We start from the raw sequence: 19,585 nt of genomic DNA, 5'->3' as shown, positions 1-19,585 counted from the left end.
CGACACTATCGCGGTTAACCGCCAGCTACTCCCTTGAGTAGTTCTATTATATCAGAATTTCAAAAGTTTTCAAGTTTTGAGGTGGGGTTACTCATCACTCTCATCATAGGTGCGGTCGCTGATAATATATCTTGGACGTTGTTTCGTTTCTAGATAGATTTTTCCAATATATTCCCCAATTACACCAAGACTAATGAGTTGAACCCCGCCAAGTAAGCTTACAATGGCGTAGGTACTGGCCCATCCGGCTACTACTGTACCAGCAAATTTGCTCCACAAAACCCAGATGATCAACAAAAAACTAAAAAGTGAAGTCATAACTCCCAAGCTAGTAATCAAGCGAATAGGTTTAATAGATAGGCTAGTAATACCATCCATTGCTAGACCAAGCATTTTAGAAAGTGGATAGTGACTTTCTCCAGCAATTCGTTCATGGCGTTTATAAGTCACGTAGGAATACTTAAATCCTACAAGAGGCATAATACCTCGAAGAAATAAGTTTACTTCTTTAAATTTAGCAAGTTCATGAATAAATCGTTTAGAGACAAGGCGATAGTCTGCATGATTAAAGACCACGTCCGCACCAAAAAGATGCATCACTTTATAGAAGCCTTCAGCTGTGATTCTCTTAAATGCTGAATCAGTATCACGATTGTCTCGAACCCCGTAAACAATCTCCGAACCGTCTTTATATTCTGCAACCATTTGATCCATGCAGTTGATATCATCTTGTCCATCCGCATCAATCGTAATAACGATATCTGCGAATCTCGCAGCTTCTTCCATCCCTGCTAAAACACTACTTTGGTGTCCGCGGTTTCTGCTTTGTGCAATCCCAACAACATGGCTGTTTTCTTTTGCATATTGTTGAATTAATGACCACGTCGCATCTTTACTACCATCATTGACATACATCACTTTACTGTTTGGATGCACTTTCCCAGTATTGATTAAAGATTCAATCTTTTCAATAAACATTGGATTTGTGTGAGGTAATACTTGCTCTTCGTTATAACATGGAATCACGATATATAAAATCGGATTATTTCTACTCATTTTTGACTCCTAACCTTTTAATCCCAAAGGGAAAGTTTGTCCCTCTAAATACTCTGACAATCAATTCACACCCTACCAAAGTCAATATTGTAACAACACTTGTTGTAACGTAGCCATTCACAAAAATACCGGTGTATCTAGTAGATAATTGTAAAACTAATTTTTCTACCAATACTAAAACAATCGGGGCATGGACACCATAGTAAATCAAGGTTCTTTGACCGATTGATTTCAAGAGAGTCATTTCAGGAATTGACTTAAAGAATATGAGGGTGGACCATATACCTGAAATTGCAGCAATGTAAAACAAGAGATGGTTTCCAATCTGTTGATAGTAGAGATCGACAATCTGTTTTCCACTCCAATGATAGTTCAACCTACCAACAAATATAGTTAGCAATAAGGCAAGCGGCAAATAATAAATTGCAAAAAACTTTCCTATCTGCGCTAAACATTTTCTCACTCCGACACCTAAGAGTGTAAAGATAATGGCTACAGGGACTAGATCAATATTCCAGATAAGATAAAAATTCCAAGCATAGATTTTTTGTCCTAAAACGACTAGAAGAAAGAGTGATGCAACAATCAATAACCATTGGACAATCGTCCATTTTTTTCTGAGAATAAAGTAACTAAAAACATGTGCTAAGAACATGACATTCAGAAACCATAACTGAAAATAAACATGCAAGCGGTCTGACAACAATAACTGTTTAGCAAAATAAATAAGATTAAAACTTAATACTTGTTCAGGATACATGACAAAGAGGTGAAAGAGAAAAACAAAAATATTCAAGCAAAAAAAGGGAACAACTAAACTTTTCACCTTGCTAAGAAAATATTCCTTAAATGTTTTGTATTTAGTGACATTTAAAGTAAAACCTGACAAGAAGAAAAATAAGGGGATATGAAAAACATAGAGGAGTATTTTTGCACGAAGAGGCACAAAACTACTATGCCCTATAATAACAAGTATAATCGCTAACCCCTTAGCCATATCTAGGTAACCTATGCGCTTTTTCATCCTATCTCCCTTCTCCTGTTCTTAGTCGATAAAGATTCATATCAGAAGTGACCACCTCAACTTCTTCAAAATAAACATCTTTCTGGTAATGTTCTTTCATTATTTTCTTGACTTGATCCATCTTTCCTGAAGAGGGTGACCAAAAGAATAGGATATTCTCCTTATCAGTAGCAGAAGAAAGAAGATTACTAGGCTCCTCAACATTATACTTTTTCATTAATTGATAATAATGTGGCGAAAAAGTTTGCCAGTTACCTAAGGTTGTTGTATTTTCAATCAACTGATCAGGCTTCCTTCTAATCGTAGCCAAGCTCGGTTGAGAATTGACAAGCGTTCCATAACCGCCAAAAACAAGCAATTTATCAGAGTGTTTTTCCACTACATCATGATACTCTGATACCATGGATGATTGAATGATTGGGAACCAGTAAAGTTCTTGTCCCACACTATTTACCCAGGCCATACTCGCCAGCATTCCTACAAGTTGTAGACTATAAAAAATTTCTCTTTTTTTCAACAGTTTACGCTTATTGTAAAATAAGGGCGCATAGTAGACGAAAAAGATTAAAAAGCTAACGATAATCGGGATATAAACACGTTCTACCACTCTCTGCCTAACAAATAGAGCTCCAATTAGTGCAAATGGAACAAGGGAGAGTAACCAGCCATAGACTTTCTTAGGCTTGAAGAACAAAAACCAGCCAACCATAACAAAAAGAAAGGTTGTCAAAATGATATTTTGGAAATAATCTTTCACCATCTGAAATACATTAAAGGAGTACTTCTCAGAGAAAGAACGTACGGATTGAATTTTTGTTAACAACTCATTGTTCAAAGCATCTTTTTCTGCAAACAACCAGTAGGTTGAAGCAGATAAGTCGTTTTCACTGATCCCCAATTCCTGAAATTCCTTGGCATGTTTCTCATACTCAATCGCAGGGAAATCTCTCAAATTGGTACTTAGAGTATTCCAATTTAGGTATTCTTGAACATCTGGTCTCATTAAGGTATAAATTTTATTGGAAGCAAAGATAAGTAAAATGACAGCAGATAACAAGAATAATTCTTTTTTCTTTTTTCCTTTGATTACTTCAAAAGCTAGGAAGGGGAGTAAAAGCAATAATAAACTAGCAATAATTTGTGGTCTAATCGACAACCCTATCAAAGATAAGAGCACTCCAGTTATATATTTTCGATCAAATAATAAAAGTATAGCTGCAGTCGATAATAAATAAGCAATGACTGAAAACGAGAAATACTTCATTAAAACCATTTGAAGTAACATTACTAAGGGAAGTAAGAAATAATGTTTCTTTCTAAAAAAGAACTCCAAATAGATGCTAAAACTCAAGCAAAAACTGAGAGCTAAGAAAATAAAATAAATATTCCAATTTGTAAATAATTGCTGAAGAAATACTAAAGCAGATGATAACAAAATTCCAATATAGGGAAGCAACATATTATCACCAGATAATATGGTTTGATTGACCATGATATCATCAACCACTGGATAATCAAACCCCTTAACTACTCTATGGCCATAAAAAATAAGAAATGGTAGCAACAGCAAACCAATTCGAATCATTCTATCTGTGATTTGTTTATGGGTCATGGAAAACTCTCTCTAAAATTATGATTACTTTATATTCTATCATATTTCAATCAAAAAATCTGTTGAATCAATGCAAATCTCCCCAACCCCTCCATTTGAATTTTCCTTGGAAAACCAGTATAATGAAAGAATACTAAAATGCTAGAAGGGGAGTTAGATGAATCAATCGGTTTCAAACTTAAAATTAGCTGAGCGTGGTGCCATTATCAGCATCTTGACCTATCTATTCTTGTCTGCAGCTAAGCTAGCGACCGGACACCTCCTCCATTCATCCAGTTTGGTGGCAGATGGTTTTAACAACGTTTCAGATATCGTTGGAAACGTGGCCCTTCTCATCGGGATTCGTTTGGCTCGCCAACCGGCAGATAGAGATCATCGCTTCGGCCACTGGAAAATAGAGGATTTGGCAAGTCTCATCACTTCCATCATCATGTTTTACGTTGGCTTTGATGTTCTACGTGACACCATTCAAAAGATACTCAGCCGAGAACAAACGGTCATTGACCCACTTGGTGCGACTCTGGGAGTCATCTCTGCTATCATCATGTTCGCCGTTTATCTCTACAATACCCATCTGAGTAAGCAAGCTAAATCAAAGGCCCTCAAGGCAGCCGCTAAGGATAATTTATCAGATGCCGTGACATCTCTTGGAACTTCTATTGCTATCCTGGCTAGTAGCTTCAACTATCCAATCGTGGATAAGTTGGTCGCGATTATCATTACCTTCTTTATCCTCAAAACAGCCTATGACATCTTTATCGAGTCATCCTTCAGCCTTTCTGATGGTTTTGATGAACACTTGCTTGAAGATTACCAAAAAGCTATCATGGAAATTCCTAAGATTAGCAAGGTCAAATCTCAACGCGGTCGTACTTACGGAAGCAACATTTATCTGGACATCACACTTGAGATGAACCCAGATCTGTCTGTTTTTGAAAGTCACGAAATTGCGGACCAGGTCGAATCCATGTTATCAGAACGCTTTGGTGTCTTTGATACAGACATTCATATCGAACCAGCACCAATCCCTGAGGATGAAATCCTAGATAATGTCTATAAAAAATTGCTCATGAGAGAGCAACTAATCGACCAAGGAAATCAACTGGAAGAATTACTTGCAGAAGATTTCATTTATATCCGCCAGGACGGACATGAACTGGGAAAGGATGCCTATAAGGCTGAAAAAGAATTAACCTCTGCCATTAAAGAGCTTCAGTTAACCTCTATCAGTCAAAAGACTAAACTCATCCGCTACCAAGTCGGTGATACCATTCATACCAGCATCTGGCGTCGCCACGAAACTTGGCAAAATATTTTCCATCAGGAAACCAAAATAGAAAAAGACTAAAGCAAAACTCCCAACTTTCTCAGTTGGGAGTTTTTTATATTCTCATTTTGCAACGCTCTTAGCAAGAACGAAGTTTCCTAGTGTAGCTGAACCATTGCCAGCAACAGCTGGAGTCACGATATAGTCACGTACATCTGGAACTGGGAGGTAGCCATTGAGTAGGGCTGTGAATTTCTCACGTACACGGTCAAGCATATGTTGTTGAGCCATAACTCCACCACCAAAGACGATGACATCTGGACGGAAAGTTACAGTCGCATTCACTGCGGCTTGAGCAATGTAGTAGGCTTGAACATCCCAGACAGAATTGTTGAGTTCAATGTTTTCCCCACGAACACCTGTACGAGCTTCCAAACTTGGACCAGCCGCATAACCTTCCAAACATCCATTATGGAAAGGACAAACACCTTTAAATTCTTTTTCAATATCCATTGGGTGTCTAGCCACATAATAATGACCCATCTCAGGGTGACCAACACCGCCAATAAACTCGCCACGTTGGATAACACCTGCACCGATACCTGTACCGATTGTGTAATAAACCAAGTTTTCGATACGACCGCCGGCATTATTACGAGCAACCACTTCACCGTAGGCAGAACTGTTTACGTCTGTCGTGAAATACATAGGCACGTTTAGAGCACGACGAAGAGCACCAAGCAAGTCTACATTTGCCCAGTTAGGTTTTGGAGTTGTTGTGATAAATCCGTAAGTTTTTGAGTTTTTATCGATATCGATTGGACCAAATGAACCAATGGCAAGTCCTGCAAGATTGTCGAATTTTGAGAAGAACTCGATGGTTTTATCGATTGTTTCAATAGGTGTTGTTGTAGGAAATTGTACCTTTTCTACAACGTTATAGTTTTCATCTCCGACAGCACAGACAAATTTTGTACCGCCCGCTTCCAAGCTTCCGTATAGTTTTGTCATGATTAACCTCTTGTATTTATTTTCTTTATTATAGCATATTTCCAGACTGAAAATTGCTCAATATTTTAGATTTTCCTCTGTAAATTTTACCATTCAAGCAAAAACGAACAAACATGACATTTGTTCGTTTTTTGATTTATTAAGCTTTAACTTCAATGACTGCGTCACCCTTAGCAACTGATCCAGAAGCAACTGGATTTACTGAAGCAAAGTCTGCAGTGTTTGTTACGATAACCATAGTAGTGTTATCCAGACCTGCAGCGGCAATCTTAGCTGAGTCAAATGTTCCAAGAACATCTCCAGCTTTAACCTTGTCACCTTGGGCAACTTTATGGTTGAAGCCTTCACCATTCATTGAAACAGTATCGATACCAACGTGAATTAAGATTTCAGCACCGTTAGCTGTTCTCAATCCATAAGCATGGCCAGTTGGGAAGACGATTGTTACTTCAGCATCAGCTGGTGCATAAACAACATCTTGGCTAGGTTTCACGGCGATACCTTGTCCCATAGCTCCGCTTGAGAATACTGGGTCATTCACATTTGAAAGAGCAACAACATCACCAACGATTGGTGTTTGGATGACACCTTCGCTAGGTGAAACAAGGGTACCAGTTACTGCTTCTTCTGTTAAACGGTCAGTTTCAGCTTCAGAAATTGCTCCTGCAACCTCTTCTACTTCATCTTCGTAACCAAACATGTAAGTAAGAGCAAAACCAAGTGCAAATGATACAGCTACCATAAGAAGATATTGTAGAAGTTGTCCATTACCAACATAAAGAGAAGTTCCAGGAATGATAGTAATACCCATACCAGTACCAGCAAGTCCAAGGATAGATGCCAATCCACCACCAATAGCACCAGCAATCAATGAAAGGAAGAATGGTTTACGGTAACGCAAGTTTACCCCGAAGATAGCAGGCTCAGTAATACCAAGGAAGGCAGAAAGAGCAGCAGGGAAAGCCAAAGCTTTCAATTTAGGATTTTTAGTTTTCACACCAACGGCTACAGTTGCAGCACCTTGAGCAGTCATAGCAGCTGTAATAATAGCATTAAACGGATTAGCTCCTGTAGCTACTAGTTTAGCTTCTAAGAAGTTGAAGATATGGTGAACACCAGATACAACGATTACTTGGTGAACTCCACCAATCAAGAATCCTCCAAGTCCAAATGGCAAATGTAGGATGGCTTGAGTACCTGCTAAAATGTACTCCTCAACTACGTGGAAGATTGGTCCAATAAGGAAGAGTCCGAGAATTGACATTACTAAAAGTGTTACGAATGGTGTTACCAAAAGATCCAAAACTTCTGGAACCACTTTACGAACAGCTTTTTCAAATTTAGCTCCGACAACCCCGATGATGAAGGCTGGAAGAACGGACCCTTGCAAACCAACAACTGGAATAAAGCCAAAGAAAATAGTTGGAGTTACGTCCCCACCAGAAGCTACAACCCAGGCATTTGGTAATTGACCTGCAATTAGCATCATACCAAGAACAATACCGATTGTTTGATTACCACCAAATACACGGAAGGTAGACCAAACAACCAGAGCTGGCAATACAATAAAAGCTGTATCCGTTAAAATCTGTGAGTAAACATTTAAATCATTAGGAAGTGTGTATCCAAGCGAAGCCAAAAAACCACGAAGTCCCATAAAAAGACCAGTTGCTACGATTGCTGGAATGATTGGAACGAAGACGTCACCGAAAGTACGGATGGCACGTTGGAACCAATTCCCTTGTTTAGCAGCTTCTGCTTTCATATCTTCTTTAGAAGATGTTGGCAAACCAAGAGCTACGACTTCATCGTACATCTTGTTTACTGTACCAGTACCAAAGATGATTTGGTATTGACCTGAGTTAAAGAAAGCACCTTGAACTTTTTCCAAGTTCTCGATAGCATCTTTGTTAATTTTCGCTTCATCTTTAACCATAACGCGAAGACGAGTCGCACAGTGAGCTACACTATTAACGTTCTCACGTCCACCCAAGGCTTCGATGACTTTTTTTGCAATTTCTGTATTGGTCATTTGCAAAAATCTCCTTATAAAAAAATTTGTTCTTGTTTGAAAGCGATTTATTCGCCCTACGAGTATTATTTTATCATCTTTCAAAAATATGTCAAGCGTTTTGCAGAAAAAGTTTTTTGATTGTTAAAATTTTTGATAGTTTTTGCTACTTTTTTGATAAAATTCTCTCAAAAACGCCTGTCCCTACGTGTTTTTATGTGTATTTTTTTAAAAACTTTCACATTTTCATTGATTTTCATAAAAATAGGCTCCTAAATATCTGTCAATCGTTTGACATTTTTTTCTTAATTTTATGATAAAAGACTTGCTTTTTTATAAGGAAACGTTTACTATAAAGATAGTAGAATTTATGGAGGGAATATAAATGGAATGGACTACCGAGCGTCGTTATAGACGCTATGAAGATTGGACACAAGAAGAAAGAAAAGAAATCCAAGAAAAGATGGCACAATCCCCATGGCACGTCAGCTATCACATTGAGCCAAAAGAAGGACTCCTTAATGATCCAAATGGTTTTTCTTACTTCGATGGCAAATGGATTGTTTTTTACCAAAATTTCCCCTTTGGTGCAACTCACGGTTTGAAATCTTGGGTTCAGCTTGAAAGCGACGACTTGGTTCACTTTACTGAAACAGGTGTAAAAATATTACCTGATACTCCTCTGGATAGCCACGGTGCTTACTCAGGATCTGCTATGCAGTTTGGCGATCAACTGTTCTTATTTTATACAGGAAATGTTCGTGACGAAAATTGGGTACGTCACCCTTATCAAATCGGTGCTTTGATGGATAAGGATGGAAATATTAAAAAGATTGATAAGATCTTGATTGATCAGCCTGCTGATGCTACTGACCACTTCCGTGATCCACAAATTTTTATCTTTAAAGGACAATACTACGCAATTGTCGGCGGCCAGGACTTGGAGAAAAAAGGTTTTGTTCGTCTCTACAAAGCGGTCGATAACGATTATACAAACTGGCAAGAAGTGGGTGATTTGAACTTCAACAATGACCGCACTGCCTATATGATGGAGTGCCCAAATCTTGTCTTTGTCGGAGAACAACCTGTCCTTCTCTACTGTCCACAAGGTTTGGATAAAAAGGTTCTTGACTATGACAATATCTATCCAAATATGTATAAAATTGGTGCTTCCTTCGATCCTGAAAATGCACGTATGGTAGATGTGTCTGAACTACACAATCTAGACTATGGTTTCGAAGCATATGCCACTCAGGCCTTCAATGATCCTGATGGACGTGCCTTAGCAGTAAGTTGGCTTGGTTTACCAGATGTTTCTTATCCATCTGATCGCTTTGATCACCAAGGAACTTTCTCATTGGTCAAAGAATTAACCATTAAAGATGGCAAACTCTATCAGTATCCTGTAGCAGCCATCAAGGAACTCCGTGCTTCAAAAGAGGAATTTTCAAATCGTTCTGAAACTAAGAACACCTACGAACTTGAACTAAACTTAGAGGCTAATAGCCAAAGTGAAATCATCCTTCTTGCTGATAAAGACGGCAAGGGGCTCTCTATCAATTTCGATCTTGTCAATGGCCAAGTAACCGTTGACCGCAGTCAGGTAGGTGAGCAATACGCTCAAGAATTTGGAACTACTCGCTCATGTCCAATTGATAACCAAGCTACTACCGTAAATATCTTCATCGACAATTCAATCTTTGAAATTTTCATTAATAAAGGAGAAAAAGTATTTTCTGGTCGTGTCTTCCCACATGAGAACCAAAATGGAATTCTCATTAAATCTGGAAACCCAACTGGAACATACTACGAATTAGAATATGGTCGCAAAACTAACTGATGTCGCAAAATTGGCTGGCGTCAGCCCTACTACCGTTTCACGTGTCATCAATAAAAAAGGCTATCTATCTGAAAAAACCATTCAAAAGGTCAATGAGGCTATGCGTGAGCTGGGCTATAAACCCAATAACTTAGCTCGAAGTCTTCAAGGAAAATCAGCCAAGTTAATCGGTTTGATTTTTCCAAAAATCAGCCATGTTTTCTATGCAGAGTTAATTGACAAATTGGAACACGAACTCTTCAAAAAAGGTTACAAGACCATCATTTGTAATAGTGAACACGATTCGGAAAAAGAACGTGAATACATCGAAATGTTGGAAGCCAATCAAGTGGACGGTATTATTTCTGGAAGTCATAACTTAGGTATCGAAGATTACAATCGCGTCACAGCACCAATCATCTCTTTTGACCGTAACCTATCACCGGACATTCCTGTTGTTTCCTCTGATAACTATGCTGGTGGAGTCCTTGCAGCTCAAACTTTAGAGAAAACTGGAGTTAAGTCTGTTATTATGATTACAGGTAATGACAACTCCAACTCACCAACTGGACTTCGTCATGCAGGCTTTGCTTCTATATTCCCTAAAGCTCCCATTATTAATATTTCCAGCGACTTTTCACCCCTCCGCAAGGAAATGGAAATCAAAAATATCCTAACCAAACAAAAACCAGATGCTATTTTCGCATCGGATGATTTGACAGCCATCTTGGTGATGAAAATCGCTCAGGAACTTGGTATTTCTGTTCCAGAACAACTTAAGGTTATTGGCTACGATGGAACTTATTTTATCGAGAATTTCTATCCTCACCTTACTACCATTAAACAACCCTTGGAAGAAATTGCTCGCCTGACAGTCGATTTACTACTTCAAAAAATCGAGGGCAAAGAAGTTGCCACGACTGGTTATTTCTTACCAGTTAGTCTCTTACCAGGTAAAAGTATTTAAGCACAAAAAAACTCAGACTAGTTTCGTCTGAGTTTTTCTTATGATCTTAAGTTTTTCAAAAGAGTTTGGGCTTTTTCTAAATTAAAAGTTTTTTCAGCAATCAAGCTTTCTACCAACTTAGGTGCTTCAGCCTCTGTGGCTCCTGCTAGAAGAGCCAAGGATTTTGCTTGTAGTTTCATATGTCCATGCTGAATCCCTGTGCTGACAAGAGCTTTAAGAGCTGCAAAGTTTTGTGCAAGACCAATTGACACGATAATTTGGGCCAATTCCTTAGCTGATGGATGACCTAGCAACTCATGGCTGAGGACTACACGAGGATTAAGACCAATTGATCCACCCTTGGTAGCAACTGGCATCGGCATAGTTAGCTCTCCTATTAGCTCTTCTGTTTCCAAATCCATCGTCCAACGACTAAGACCTCGATAAGCACCATCATGACTGGCATAGGCATGCGCTCCTGCTTCGATGGCACGCCAATCATTTCCTGTCGCAATCAAGAGAGCATCGATTCCGTTAAAGATTCCCTTATTGTGAGTAGCTGCTCGATAAGGATCTGCTTGAGCAAACTGGCTGGCTAAAACCATTTTTTCAGCTAGTTCACGCGCTTCATCTTTTTGGCGACTCAAATAACGAAAGGCAATCCGACAAGTTGCAGTTACTAGAGAATCTGTGGCATAGTTGGATAGAATTCCCATTAAACTTTGCCCTTGACTTAGAGCTTCTATGCTAGGTTTTAAAGCCTCTAACATGGTATTGAGCATATTAGCTCCCATGGCTTCCTGAGTATCCACATGGAGATAAACCACTAAAAAGTCAGCCTCACCAGAAATTTTCTCAACTGTTAGCTCTCTGGCTCCACCACCACGTTTGACAATAGATGGATAGGCTTGGTTTGCTTGTTCGAGTAGCTCTGCTTTCTGACTCAAAATAGCCTGACATGCTTTATCCCTATCTGGAACCTGATAAAGAGCTACTTGACCAATCATTTGACGTTGATGAACCTGAGCAGTAAAACCACCCGCACGTTTAATAATCTTACTAGCAAAACTAGCTGCAGCAACGACAGATGGCTCTTCGGTCACATAAGGAACTGTGTACTCTTGACCGTTTACCAACACTTCTGGAACTACAGAGTATGGAAGTGAGAAGGTCCCCACTACATTTTCACTCAGTTGGTCCGCAACTGCTATACTAAGATTTTCATTTTGCTCAAGACTTTCTTGGGCTTCCATAGAAGTAAGCGCCTGAGACTTAACGAACTCAAGGCGCTCTTGAATTGATTTTTTAGCAAATCCATTCCAATTTTTTTTCATTATTTTTCAACCTTGCTGTAGCGACGTTGGTGTTCTACAATCTCAACCAGAGCATAGTCCTGTCCTTCATAGCCTGACATGGTTGCAGAACCTGACTCATCCAAGTTTGCTTCCTCAAAGAAGATTCGTTCATAATCAGCTACGCTCAATGCTTGACGCTGGTCTAGCAATTCTAAGCGATTTTTCTGCAATTGCTGTTCATAGCCTTCAACCAATTCCACACTGAAGAACTCAGATACAGCACCGCTTCCGTAGCTATAGAGAGCTAGCTTGTCCCCTGCTTTGAGACTATCAGAGTTTTCAAGAAGAGACAAGAGTCCTAAAAAGAGTGAACCTGTATAGATATTCCCAACTTTTTGGCTGTAAATAATGGACTCATCAAAGTGTTTTTGAAGTAAATCCTTTTTCTCTTGAGGTAGAGATTTATCAAGAATTTTTTTCAATCCCTTGAGAGCTAGCTTTGGATATGGCAAATGGAAACAAATAGCTTCAAAATCATTCAAGTCGCAATCATAACGCTTTTGGTACTCTTCCCAAGTCGTTTTTAAGCTATCCAAATACTGCTGTGTTGAGTAGACTCCATTTACAAATGGGGTCGTTGAATAATTTGGACGCCAAAAGTCCATGATATCACGAGTCTGCGCAACGTTATCGTTGTTGAAGACCATAACACGTGGATTTTGACTAATCAACATGGCAACACAACCTGCTCCTTGAGTTGGTTCCCCAGGAGTTTCGACACCATATTTTGCAATATCACTAGCTAGTACCAAAACTTTTGATTTAGGAGAATTTTCTACGTGTAACTTAGCATAGTGAAGGGCCGCAGTTGCACCATAGCAAGCTTCTTTGATTTCAAAACTACGAGCAAAAGGTTGAATTCCAAGTAGACCGTGTACAAAAACCGCAGCCGCCTTACTTTGATCGACTCCAGATTCTGTCGCTACGATAACCATATCAATCTCTTGCTTCTCTTCTTCAGTCAGGATAGAATTTCCTGCACTGGCAGCCAAGGTCACAATATCCTCTGTTAAAGGAGCAATACTCAATTCTTTTAAAAGGAGTCCTTTACTCAATTTTTCAGGATCAGTTCCTCGAGCTTCTGCTAAATCTTGTAATTTCAAAACGTATTGACTGGTCGCAAAACCAATCTTATCAATACCGATTTTCATATTTACCTCTATTTTTATCATTCATTGTAAAAATTCGTTCACCTCTATTTTATCATAATTGAGGTCAAATGAGCGAAAAAAGACTTGATTCCCCAAATCAAGTTCATTTCTATCGTCGTACTCATGTTCTTTCAACCACTCTACCAACGAAAAAATCGAGTTTTAGCTAGCTCGATTCTTTTTGAGATAATAATACAACTTGAGTATGACTGTCCCACTTGCCATTCCTATTGAAATAACAAGGGCCAACATCATCACCAACATTGCACTGGCAATGGCGTTTCTATAGTCACCTGTTACAAAAAATGAAGTCGTCCGATAAGAGAGATAACCTGGTACCAGCGGAGCTAAAATCGCCAAAGCAAACACAACGGCTGGTGTTTTGTAGATAATACTCATAATCTGACTGATACAAGAACCAATTACAGCGGCAATAAAGGTCGCCAAAATAACATTAGTTGGTTCCTTGAGTATTAGATAGAGAAGCCAGATTGACATTCCCAAAACTCCACCAGGAATGAGCATAGAACGTTGGACGTTTAAAACGATTAAAAAAGTGATAATAGCTAGCAGACTAGCTAAAGCCTGCAATAAAAATGTTGTTAGAGTCATATTAGTTCATGAGTAGGAGGGCGACAGAGGTGCCTGCCCCTAAGGCAAGGGTAACCAGCAAGGATTCAAACATCTTGCTCATACCAGAGTTAATGTGATTGGTCATAATATCTCGAACAGCATTGGTCAGGGCAATTCCCGGTACAAAAGGCATGACCGCACCTGCAATGACCAAATCAGCTGTCGAAGGAAAGCCAGAATAGCGCGCCCAAAATTGTGCAATCAAACCAAAAACAAGAGCACCTGCAAAAGCTGTCATAAAGGGAATACGAATAAATTTTTCTACGTAAAGAGAACAGGTGAAAGCAAATATGGTTGCCACTCCTGCACCAATGGCATCGTAGACATTCCCCCCGAACATGATAGAGAAGAAGGGAGCACTAAGGGTCGCTGCAGCAGTTAGCTGAACATTGGTGTAGGGAGATGCCTTAGCATTTAATTGCTTAAGTTGAATAAAGGCTGTCTCCAAATCAAGCTGTCCTGATACAAGCTGCCGTGAAATCTGGTTGACATCACACACCTTCTCAATATTATAAGCAGAGGAGGTTACTCGTTTCATTCGAGAGATATTTGTATTTTCAATGGAGAAAAAAATAGCTGCAGGCATGGCCAAAACATTACAATCCATGATGCCTTGTGAATGAGCAATTCGAATCATGGTGTCTTCGACACGATAGATTTCAGATCCATTGCGAAGCAGAATTGTTCCTGCTAACATAATGACATCAATGACTGCATTCAGTTTTTTTGATTCGTCCATGTTCCCCTCCTTTTTAAACTCTTTTTATTTTATCATAAATTTTAAGGAAAAAAAATCTTTGTCACAAAAACTGTGACAAAGATTGATTAGTTCTCACCATTATGGTTCTCTGAAGGAACATTAGATGATGGAGCTGTAGTAGTCTGTGGTTCTCTAATCTGTGGTGTTGTCTCTCCACGATATGGATTTCCTTGTGAAGGATTTGTTGTCGTTGTTGTTGTTTTCGGTTTGTAGATAGAAATCTTGATACGAGTTGTATTCAAATCTACACCTTCACCTGGTTTTGGACTCTGACTAACCACAGTATCCTCAATAGTCCCTTCTGGTGCTGTAGAAACCTCTACCACTTCAATATTCGCCTCTTTAACACCGACTATCTGAATCAAATTATTCTTGGTAAATTCAAGGCTTGATCCAATATAACTTGGCATAGGAACGCTAGTTATCTTCTTGGCTACTGTCAAGGTAATCTCTGTCGCCTTACTAAGATCATAAGTGGTTCCTTCTGGCAAGCTCTGTTTCATAACAAGACCTGCCTCTGTTTCACTTGATTCTTCTTCTACAACCTTGATGAGATTTTTAGGAACTTTTTTCCCTTTCAACTCTGCAATGACGTCTGTAGAATTGCGTCCAATATAATTTCCAATCTTAAATGATTGCTGACCTGAAGAGATAATGAGATTGACTTTAATACCTTCTTTACGAGACGAACCAGCATCTGGATCCGTTCGAATCACTCGGCCTTCTTCTACCGTATCACTAGCTTCAGACTTTTCCTCGCCAATTTCAAAATTAGCTTTTTTAAGTTTTTCCTTAGCTTCTGCTACAGTTTGTCCTGCAACATTTGGAATTTCAACAGTTGCTGGTGTTTTGGATACTATCCAAAAGAGAGAAGCCAAAACAAGTATAAAGCTAGCCAAAAGCACTAAATACCTCGCTTTAAAACGACGCTTCTTGACTGGTTTTGCAACAGTTTCTTTACTAGTTGCCTTTTGAGTCGGCTTTTGGCTCTGAGGACTTTCTTCCTTTGGTTGCACTTTAGGAATCGCTGTTAAAGTAGATTGTGAAATTTTCGGTAAGGTTTTTGTGTCAACTTTACTTGTATCTTCAAATACCAGCTTTGGTTCATTTCGACGGTTATAAGAAAGACTGCTCAATAAGTCAACATACATCTCTGAGACAGTTTGATAACGGTCTGTCAACTTTTTAGCTGTCGCTTTTATAACAACGTTTTCCAAGGATTGTGGTACTGATGGGTTTTCTGCAATGACCGAAGGAAGTGGTTTTTGGAAATGCTGAAGTGCAATCGTAACAGCACTATCTCCATCATATGGAATATGACCCGTTAACATTTCAAAGAAAATAATTCCCATTGCATAAATATCACTCTGTATGGTCGCCTTAGAACCACGCGCCTGCTCAGGTGATAGATAGTGAACAGAACCCAACATGGAGTTGGTCTGTGTCAAACTGGTTTCTGCAAAGGCCACTGCAATCCCAAAGTCAGTAACTTTTGCGGTTCCATCAGGAGTCAAGAGTATATTTTGAGGTTTTAAATCACGGTGAATAATCCCCTTTGCATGCGCCAAACGCATAGCCAAGAGAATTTGACCCATGATACGAACAGCTTCCTCGTTTGATAGAGGGTAGTGTTCTTTGATATAACGTTTGAGGTCAAGCCCAGCTACATATTCCATAGCTAGATATTGTTGACCGTCTTCTTCACCGATATCCGTAATTCGAACGATATGAGGATGATCTAGGTCCGCCATCGCACGTGCTTCACGCTGAAAACGTGCAACAGCGATTGGATCCGTTTGGTAGTTGGTCCTCAGGACCTTCACCGCTACCTCTTCCCCATCCAGAATCAAATCTTTGGCCAGGTAGACATCTGCCATCCCGCCACGGCCAATTTGTTTGATAATCCGATATCGTCCGGCAAATATCTTGCCGATCTGGATCATTCTGATTCCTCCTCAATCGCAATCAAGGCAACAGTAATGTTATCAAGCCCTCCGGCATTGTTTGCAAAACGTACTAAGGTTGCCGCCTTGTCTTCAAGTGAAATATCACTTGTCACGATGTCATAGATTTCACTTCCTGAAATCATATTCGTGAGACCATCACTGTTCATAACGATATAGTCACCAGGTTCCAAGCTCACAATTCCTAAATCAGGTTGAATCTCATCTTTTTGTCCAATAGACTGGGTGATGATATTTTTTTGCGGATGCGCTTCAGCTTCTTCAGGTGTTAATTGACCTGCCTTGAGTAACTCATTGACTAATGAATGATCACTCGTTAATTGGTGGTACTCTTCTCCACGAACCAAGCCGATACGAGAATCACCAATATGAGCATAGATGGCTTGGTTATCAATGATTGCAAGGGCTTCTAGAGTTGTACCCATACCTTTATATGCTTCATCACGCCCCAATTGATAAATCTTTTGATTTTCAATTTCTAGGTGTTCTGCAAACCATTCACGAACTTCATTCACGGTATCGATCTGAGTATCTACCCAGGCAACACCTAAATCCGTTACTGCCATCTCACTGGCAATATTACCTGCTCGGTGTCCTCCCATCCCGTCAGCCAAGATAATCATCGTACGACCGGCACGGTTGACAAAAAGATTGACATAGTCTTGATTATTTGTACGTTTCTGACCCACATCTGTTAATAATGAAATCTCCATTGTGTCAGTTCCTTCCTAATTGGATATCTTACGAAATTGGCTGATAAAGAATCCATCACTTCCATATAATTCTGGAGTGATGAGGATGCAGCCATCTTTTAGGATATCCTTGCATTCGTGTTCTAGTTTAACCTGCTCGAACTCTGGATGACTTTCTAAAAATGCTTGAACCACTTGAAAGTTCTCCTCAGAGACAATAGTGCAGGTACTATAAGTTATTATACCACCTTTACGTAGCGTTTGACAAACACTACCTAATATTTCCAACTGAATTTCCTGTAATGACGCGAAATCAGCAGTGTCTTTGTTGTATTTGATATCTGGTTTCCGACGCAATAGACCAATTCCTGAGCAAGGGGCATCAACAAGAATCTTATCAAATTGATCCTTACCAAAAAACTCGTGAACCTTTCGGGCATCCAATTTTTGTGTTTGAACACGGTCTGCTACGCCTAAACGCTGGGCATTCTCTTGAATCAAAGTGAGTTTATGGTCGTAGAGATCCAGAGCTGTTACCCGACCTGTCGTGAGATAAGAGGCCATATGGGCTGTTTTCCCACCTGGAGCTGCACAAGCATCCAAAACCTGCTCCTCTCCTTGTAAATCAAGAGTTGGAGCAACCAGTTGACTAGACTCATCCTGAATGGTAATAGCCCCCTCTGCAAACAAGTCATGACCCGCAAAATGCCCCTGCTCTTTAACCAGACCAGAAGCTGATAAAGCAGAATCACTTGCATCAATCAGAGCTTTAATTTCCTCTTTTCGGCTCAAATCTGTCACCCGGATACTGGCTTTATTACGTTTTAATAGACTTTCAAAAATCGCTTGCGCCCGTTCTTCCCCGTACTCTTCCTTGAGCTTAGAAACTAACCACACTGGCAAAGAGTAGGCGATAGAATCACGCTTGTTCTTACGCTTGATACTAGCAATATCTGGCAAACCTTCTCGCAAGATACGGCGAAGGACTGCATTGACCAGTTTTTCGCTACCTTTTTTACGAAGTTTAGCCAGTTCCACCGCTTCATTGACCACTGCATGATCAGGAAGCTTATCCAAGTATTGGAGTTGATAGACGCTCATGAGAAGCAAAACATAGAGCCAGCTGTCTAGCTTGTCTCTATCCTCAATAAAGTGAGACAAATACCATTCTAAAGTTAGTTTACGGGTTACAGTCCCGTAAACAAGCTCTGTCACCAAACCTTTGTCAGTTGCTGACAGTTGACTTCCCTTGAGGTGTTTATTTAAGGCGATATTGGAGTATGCTTGATTGATAAAAACATCCTCTAACACTACTAGAGATAGATTTCTAGCCGTTTCTACTTTAGTCACCAAATCGTTCTCCTACAGCCAATGTCCGTCCAACTCCGTTGAGGAAGGAAGCAATGTCCATTTTAGGTTTTCCTGCTGGTTGAACCTGTTTGAGAGATAGAGCTCCTTCTGCCGTTGCGACAATCAATTCTTTCTTACCGATGGAGAGTATCTCACCCGGATTCCCCTGACCTTCTACAGGCAAAGCTTCATAGATTTTGAAGCGTTCTCCCTTGAGGAAGGTATGAGCAACTGGCCATGGATTCATCCCACGGATTTGGTTGAAAAGTTGACGGTTGGTCTTGTTCCAGTCCAATTTTTCTTCCTCTGGTTTAATATTTGGTGAGAAAGTTACTTGGTTTGGATCTTGCGGTTGAGGCTGAATTTCACCAGCTATATAATCAGGTAGAGTATCCAAAAGCAAATCACGCCCAACAATGGCCAATTTTTCGAACAAGGTACCAACATTGTCCTCGTCAGTAATGGGAATACTGCGACGAGAAATCATGTCCCCTGCATCCATCTCCTTGACCATTTCCATAATGGTTACTCCTGCTTCTTCATCACCTTGAATCAAGGCATAATGGATAGGAGCTCCACCACGGTGCTTTGGAAGAAGCGAAGCATGAACGTTGACTGCAAAATCCATGCTATCAAGGAGTTTACTTGGGAGAAATTGTCCAAAAGCTGCAGTCACAATCCCGTCAGCTCCCAAATTCATGATAGCTTCCATTTCTGGACTACCTGATAATTTTTCTGGTTGGTAGATAGGTAGGCCTGCCTCTTTGGCAGCTTGTTTCACTGGGGTTTCCTGGATAACTTTTTTACGGCCGACAGCACGATCTGGCTGAGTTACAACCGCTACAATCTCGTAGCGGTCATCTGACAAAAGCCCCTTTAAAACAGTTGCTGAAAAATTGGGAGTTCCCATAAAGATTAGTTTTGTCATCTTTTC

At 39.8% G+C, this 19,585-nt stretch carries 16 protein-coding genes; 3 read left to right on the top strand and 13 right to left on the bottom strand.

Features of this window, described 5'->3' with window-relative positions; all coding sequences use genetic code 11:
* Positions 1 to 87 precede the first annotated feature (87 nt).
* The 3 genes from O3643_RS05970 to O3643_RS05960 are packed head-to-tail and all read right to left on the bottom strand — an operon-like array spanning position 88 to position 3,692.
* Positions 88 to 1,056 carry a glycosyltransferase family 2 protein gene (locus O3643_RS05970; RefSeq protein WP_371500522.1) on the bottom strand — a complete coding sequence of 323 codons (969 nt, stop codon included), beginning with the start codon at positions 1,054 to 1,056 and terminating at the stop codon, positions 88 to 90.
* Entirely contained in the window at positions 1,049 to 2,080 is a 1,032-nt protein-coding gene (locus O3643_RS05965) for an acyltransferase family protein (RefSeq protein WP_371500520.1), read from the bottom strand. Before O3643_RS05965 ends, O3643_RS05970 begins: the two co-directional genes overlap by 8 nt.
* Position 2,081: 1 nt before the next feature.
* The gene (locus O3643_RS05960; protein ID WP_371500518.1) at positions 2,082 to 3,692 is read right to left on the bottom strand and encodes a hypothetical protein; all 1,611 of its coding nucleotides are present in this window, start codon (positions 3,690 to 3,692) and stop codon (positions 2,082 to 2,084) included.
* A gap of 157 nt (positions 3,693 to 3,849) precedes the next feature.
* Here O3643_RS05960 and O3643_RS05955 point away from each other — a divergent pair, with 157 nt between their 5' ends.
* Positions 3,850 to 5,040 (top strand): cation diffusion facilitator family transporter, encoded by a 1,191-nt coding sequence (locus O3643_RS05955; RefSeq protein WP_371500516.1) that lies wholly within the window; start codon positions 3,850 to 3,852, stop codon positions 5,038 to 5,040.
* A gap of 42 nt (positions 5,041 to 5,082) precedes the next feature.
* Here O3643_RS05955 and scrK read toward each other — a convergent pair whose 3' ends face one another.
* Complete coding sequence (scrK, locus tag O3643_RS05950) at positions 5,083 to 5,970, bottom strand: fructokinase ScrK (RefSeq protein WP_006148929.1); 888 nt, start codon at positions 5,968 to 5,970, stop codon at positions 5,083 to 5,085.
* Positions 5,971 to 6,109: 139 nt separating this feature from the next.
* Positions 6,110 to 8,002, bottom strand: coding sequence for a sucrose-specific PTS transporter subunit IIBC (locus O3643_RS05945; RefSeq protein ID WP_371500514.1), 1,893 nt, complete (start codon positions 8,000 to 8,002; stop codon positions 6,110 to 6,112).
* A 364-nt stretch (positions 8,003 to 8,366) separates the two neighbouring features.
* On the opposite strand from O3643_RS05945, the gene O3643_RS05940 reads away from it, so the two are divergent.
* Complete coding sequence (locus O3643_RS05940; protein WP_371500512.1) at positions 8,367 to 9,821, top strand: sucrose-6-phosphate hydrolase; 1,455 nt, start codon at positions 8,367 to 8,369, stop codon at positions 9,819 to 9,821.
* Entirely contained in the window at positions 9,802 to 10,767 is a 966-nt protein-coding gene (locus O3643_RS05935; RefSeq protein WP_371500510.1) for a LacI family DNA-binding transcriptional regulator, read from the top strand. Before O3643_RS05940 ends, O3643_RS05935 begins: the two co-directional genes overlap by 20 nt.
* 38 nt (positions 10,768 to 10,805) lie before the next feature.
* Here the strand turns inward: O3643_RS05935 and O3643_RS05930 are convergent, their stop codons facing one another.
* From O3643_RS05930 to fmt, 8 genes are all read right to left on the bottom strand, one after another.
* A complete protein-coding gene (locus O3643_RS05930) occupies positions 10,806 to 12,080 on the bottom strand; it encodes a hydroxymethylglutaryl-CoA reductase, degradative (RefSeq protein WP_371500508.1) in 1,275 nt (424 codons plus the stop codon).
* Positions 12,080 to 13,252, bottom strand: a complete 1,173-nt coding sequence (locus tag O3643_RS05925; protein ID WP_074324859.1) for a hydroxymethylglutaryl-CoA synthase — start codon at positions 13,250 to 13,252, stop codon at positions 12,080 to 12,082. The genes O3643_RS05930 and O3643_RS05925 overlap by 1 nt, the downstream gene beginning before the upstream one ends.
* A 162-nt stretch (positions 13,253 to 13,414) precedes the next feature.
* Positions 13,415 to 13,864 (bottom strand): threonine/serine exporter family protein, encoded by a 450-nt coding sequence (locus O3643_RS05920; protein WP_371500506.1) that lies wholly within the window; start codon positions 13,862 to 13,864, stop codon positions 13,415 to 13,417.
* A gap of 1 nt (position 13,865) precedes the next feature.
* Positions 13,866 to 14,624 (bottom strand): threonine/serine exporter family protein, encoded by a 759-nt coding sequence (locus O3643_RS05915; protein ID WP_281137855.1) that lies wholly within the window; start codon positions 14,622 to 14,624, stop codon positions 13,866 to 13,868.
* An 86-nt stretch (positions 14,625 to 14,710) separates the two neighbouring features.
* On the bottom strand, positions 14,711 to 16,588 hold the full coding sequence (gene pknB, locus O3643_RS05910; protein WP_371500504.1) for a Stk1 family PASTA domain-containing Ser/Thr kinase: 1,878 nt from the start codon (positions 16,586 to 16,588) through the stop codon (positions 14,711 to 14,713).
* Positions 16,585 to 17,322, bottom strand: a complete 738-nt coding sequence (locus tag O3643_RS05905) for a Stp1/IreP family PP2C-type Ser/Thr phosphatase (protein WP_045615317.1) — start codon at positions 17,320 to 17,322, stop codon at positions 16,585 to 16,587. The genes pknB and O3643_RS05905 overlap by 4 nt, the downstream gene beginning before the upstream one ends.
* Positions 17,323 to 17,337: 15 nt before the next feature.
* Complete coding sequence (gene rsmB / locus O3643_RS05900) at positions 17,338 to 18,651, bottom strand: 16S rRNA (cytosine(967)-C(5))-methyltransferase RsmB (protein WP_371500502.1); 1,314 nt, start codon at positions 18,649 to 18,651, stop codon at positions 17,338 to 17,340.
* Positions 18,644 to 19,579, bottom strand: coding sequence for a methionyl-tRNA formyltransferase (gene fmt, locus O3643_RS05895; RefSeq protein ID WP_371500500.1), 936 nt, complete (start codon positions 19,577 to 19,579; stop codon positions 18,644 to 18,646). Before fmt ends, rsmB begins: the two co-directional genes overlap by 8 nt.
* Positions 19,580 to 19,585 lie beyond the last annotated feature (6 nt).

It is taken from the genome of Streptococcus sp. 20925_1_44, from assembly GCF_041432435.1.
GTDB lineage: Bacteria > Bacillota > Bacilli > Lactobacillales > Streptococcaceae > Streptococcus > Streptococcus infantis.
Note: the sequence above shows the minus strand (reverse complement) of the source record. Positions and strands in the feature narration are given on the sequence as shown.

Bases quoted from the DNA above. Each gene is read 5' to 3' on its own strand.
- O3643_RS05945 (WP_371500514.1), bottom strand. From the start codon at position 8,002: ATGACCAATACAGAAATTGCAAAAAAAGTCATCGAAGCCTTGGGTGGA.
- pknB (WP_371500504.1), bottom strand. From the start codon at position 16,588: ATGATCCAGATCGGCAAGATATTTGCCGGACGATATCGGATTATCAAA.
- O3643_RS05940 (WP_371500512.1), top strand. From the start codon at position 8,367: ATGGAATGGACTACCGAGCGTCGTTATAGACGCTATGAAGATTGGACA.
- O3643_RS05905 (WP_045615317.1), bottom strand. From the start codon at position 17,322: ATGGAGATTTCATTATTAACAGATGTGGGTCAGAAACGTACAAATAAT.
- O3643_RS05960 (WP_371500518.1), bottom strand. From the start codon at position 3,692: ATGACCCATAAACAAATCACAGATAGAATGATTCGAATTGGTTTGCTG.
- fmt (WP_371500500.1), bottom strand. From the start codon at position 19,579: ATGACAAAACTAATCTTTATGGGAACTCCCAATTTTTCAGCAACTGTT.
- O3643_RS05920 (WP_371500506.1), bottom strand. From the start codon at position 13,864: ATGACTCTAACAACATTTTTATTGCAGGCTTTAGCTAGTCTGCTAGCT.
- scrK (WP_006148929.1), bottom strand. From the start codon at position 5,970: ATGACAAAACTATACGGAAGCTTGGAAGCGGGCGGTACAAAATTTGTC.
- O3643_RS05955 (WP_371500516.1), top strand. From the start codon at position 3,850: ATGAATCAATCGGTTTCAAACTTAAAATTAGCTGAGCGTGGTGCCATT.
- O3643_RS05965 (WP_371500520.1), bottom strand. From the start codon at position 2,080: ATGAAAAAGCGCATAGGTTACCTAGATATGGCTAAGGGGTTAGCGATT.
- O3643_RS05935 (WP_371500510.1), top strand. From the start codon at position 9,802: ATGGTCGCAAAACTAACTGATGTCGCAAAATTGGCTGGCGTCAGCCCT.
- O3643_RS05915 (WP_281137855.1), bottom strand. From the start codon at position 14,624: ATGGACGAATCAAAAAAACTGAATGCAGTCATTGATGTCATTATGTTA.
- O3643_RS05970 (WP_371500522.1), bottom strand. From the start codon at position 1,056: ATGAGTAGAAATAATCCGATTTTATATATCGTGATTCCATGTTATAAC.
- O3643_RS05925 (WP_074324859.1), bottom strand. From the start codon at position 13,252: ATGAAAATCGGTATTGATAAGATTGGTTTTGCGACCAGTCAATACGTT.
- O3643_RS05930 (WP_371500508.1), bottom strand. From the start codon at position 12,080: ATGAAAAAAAATTGGAATGGATTTGCTAAAAAATCAATTCAAGAGCGC.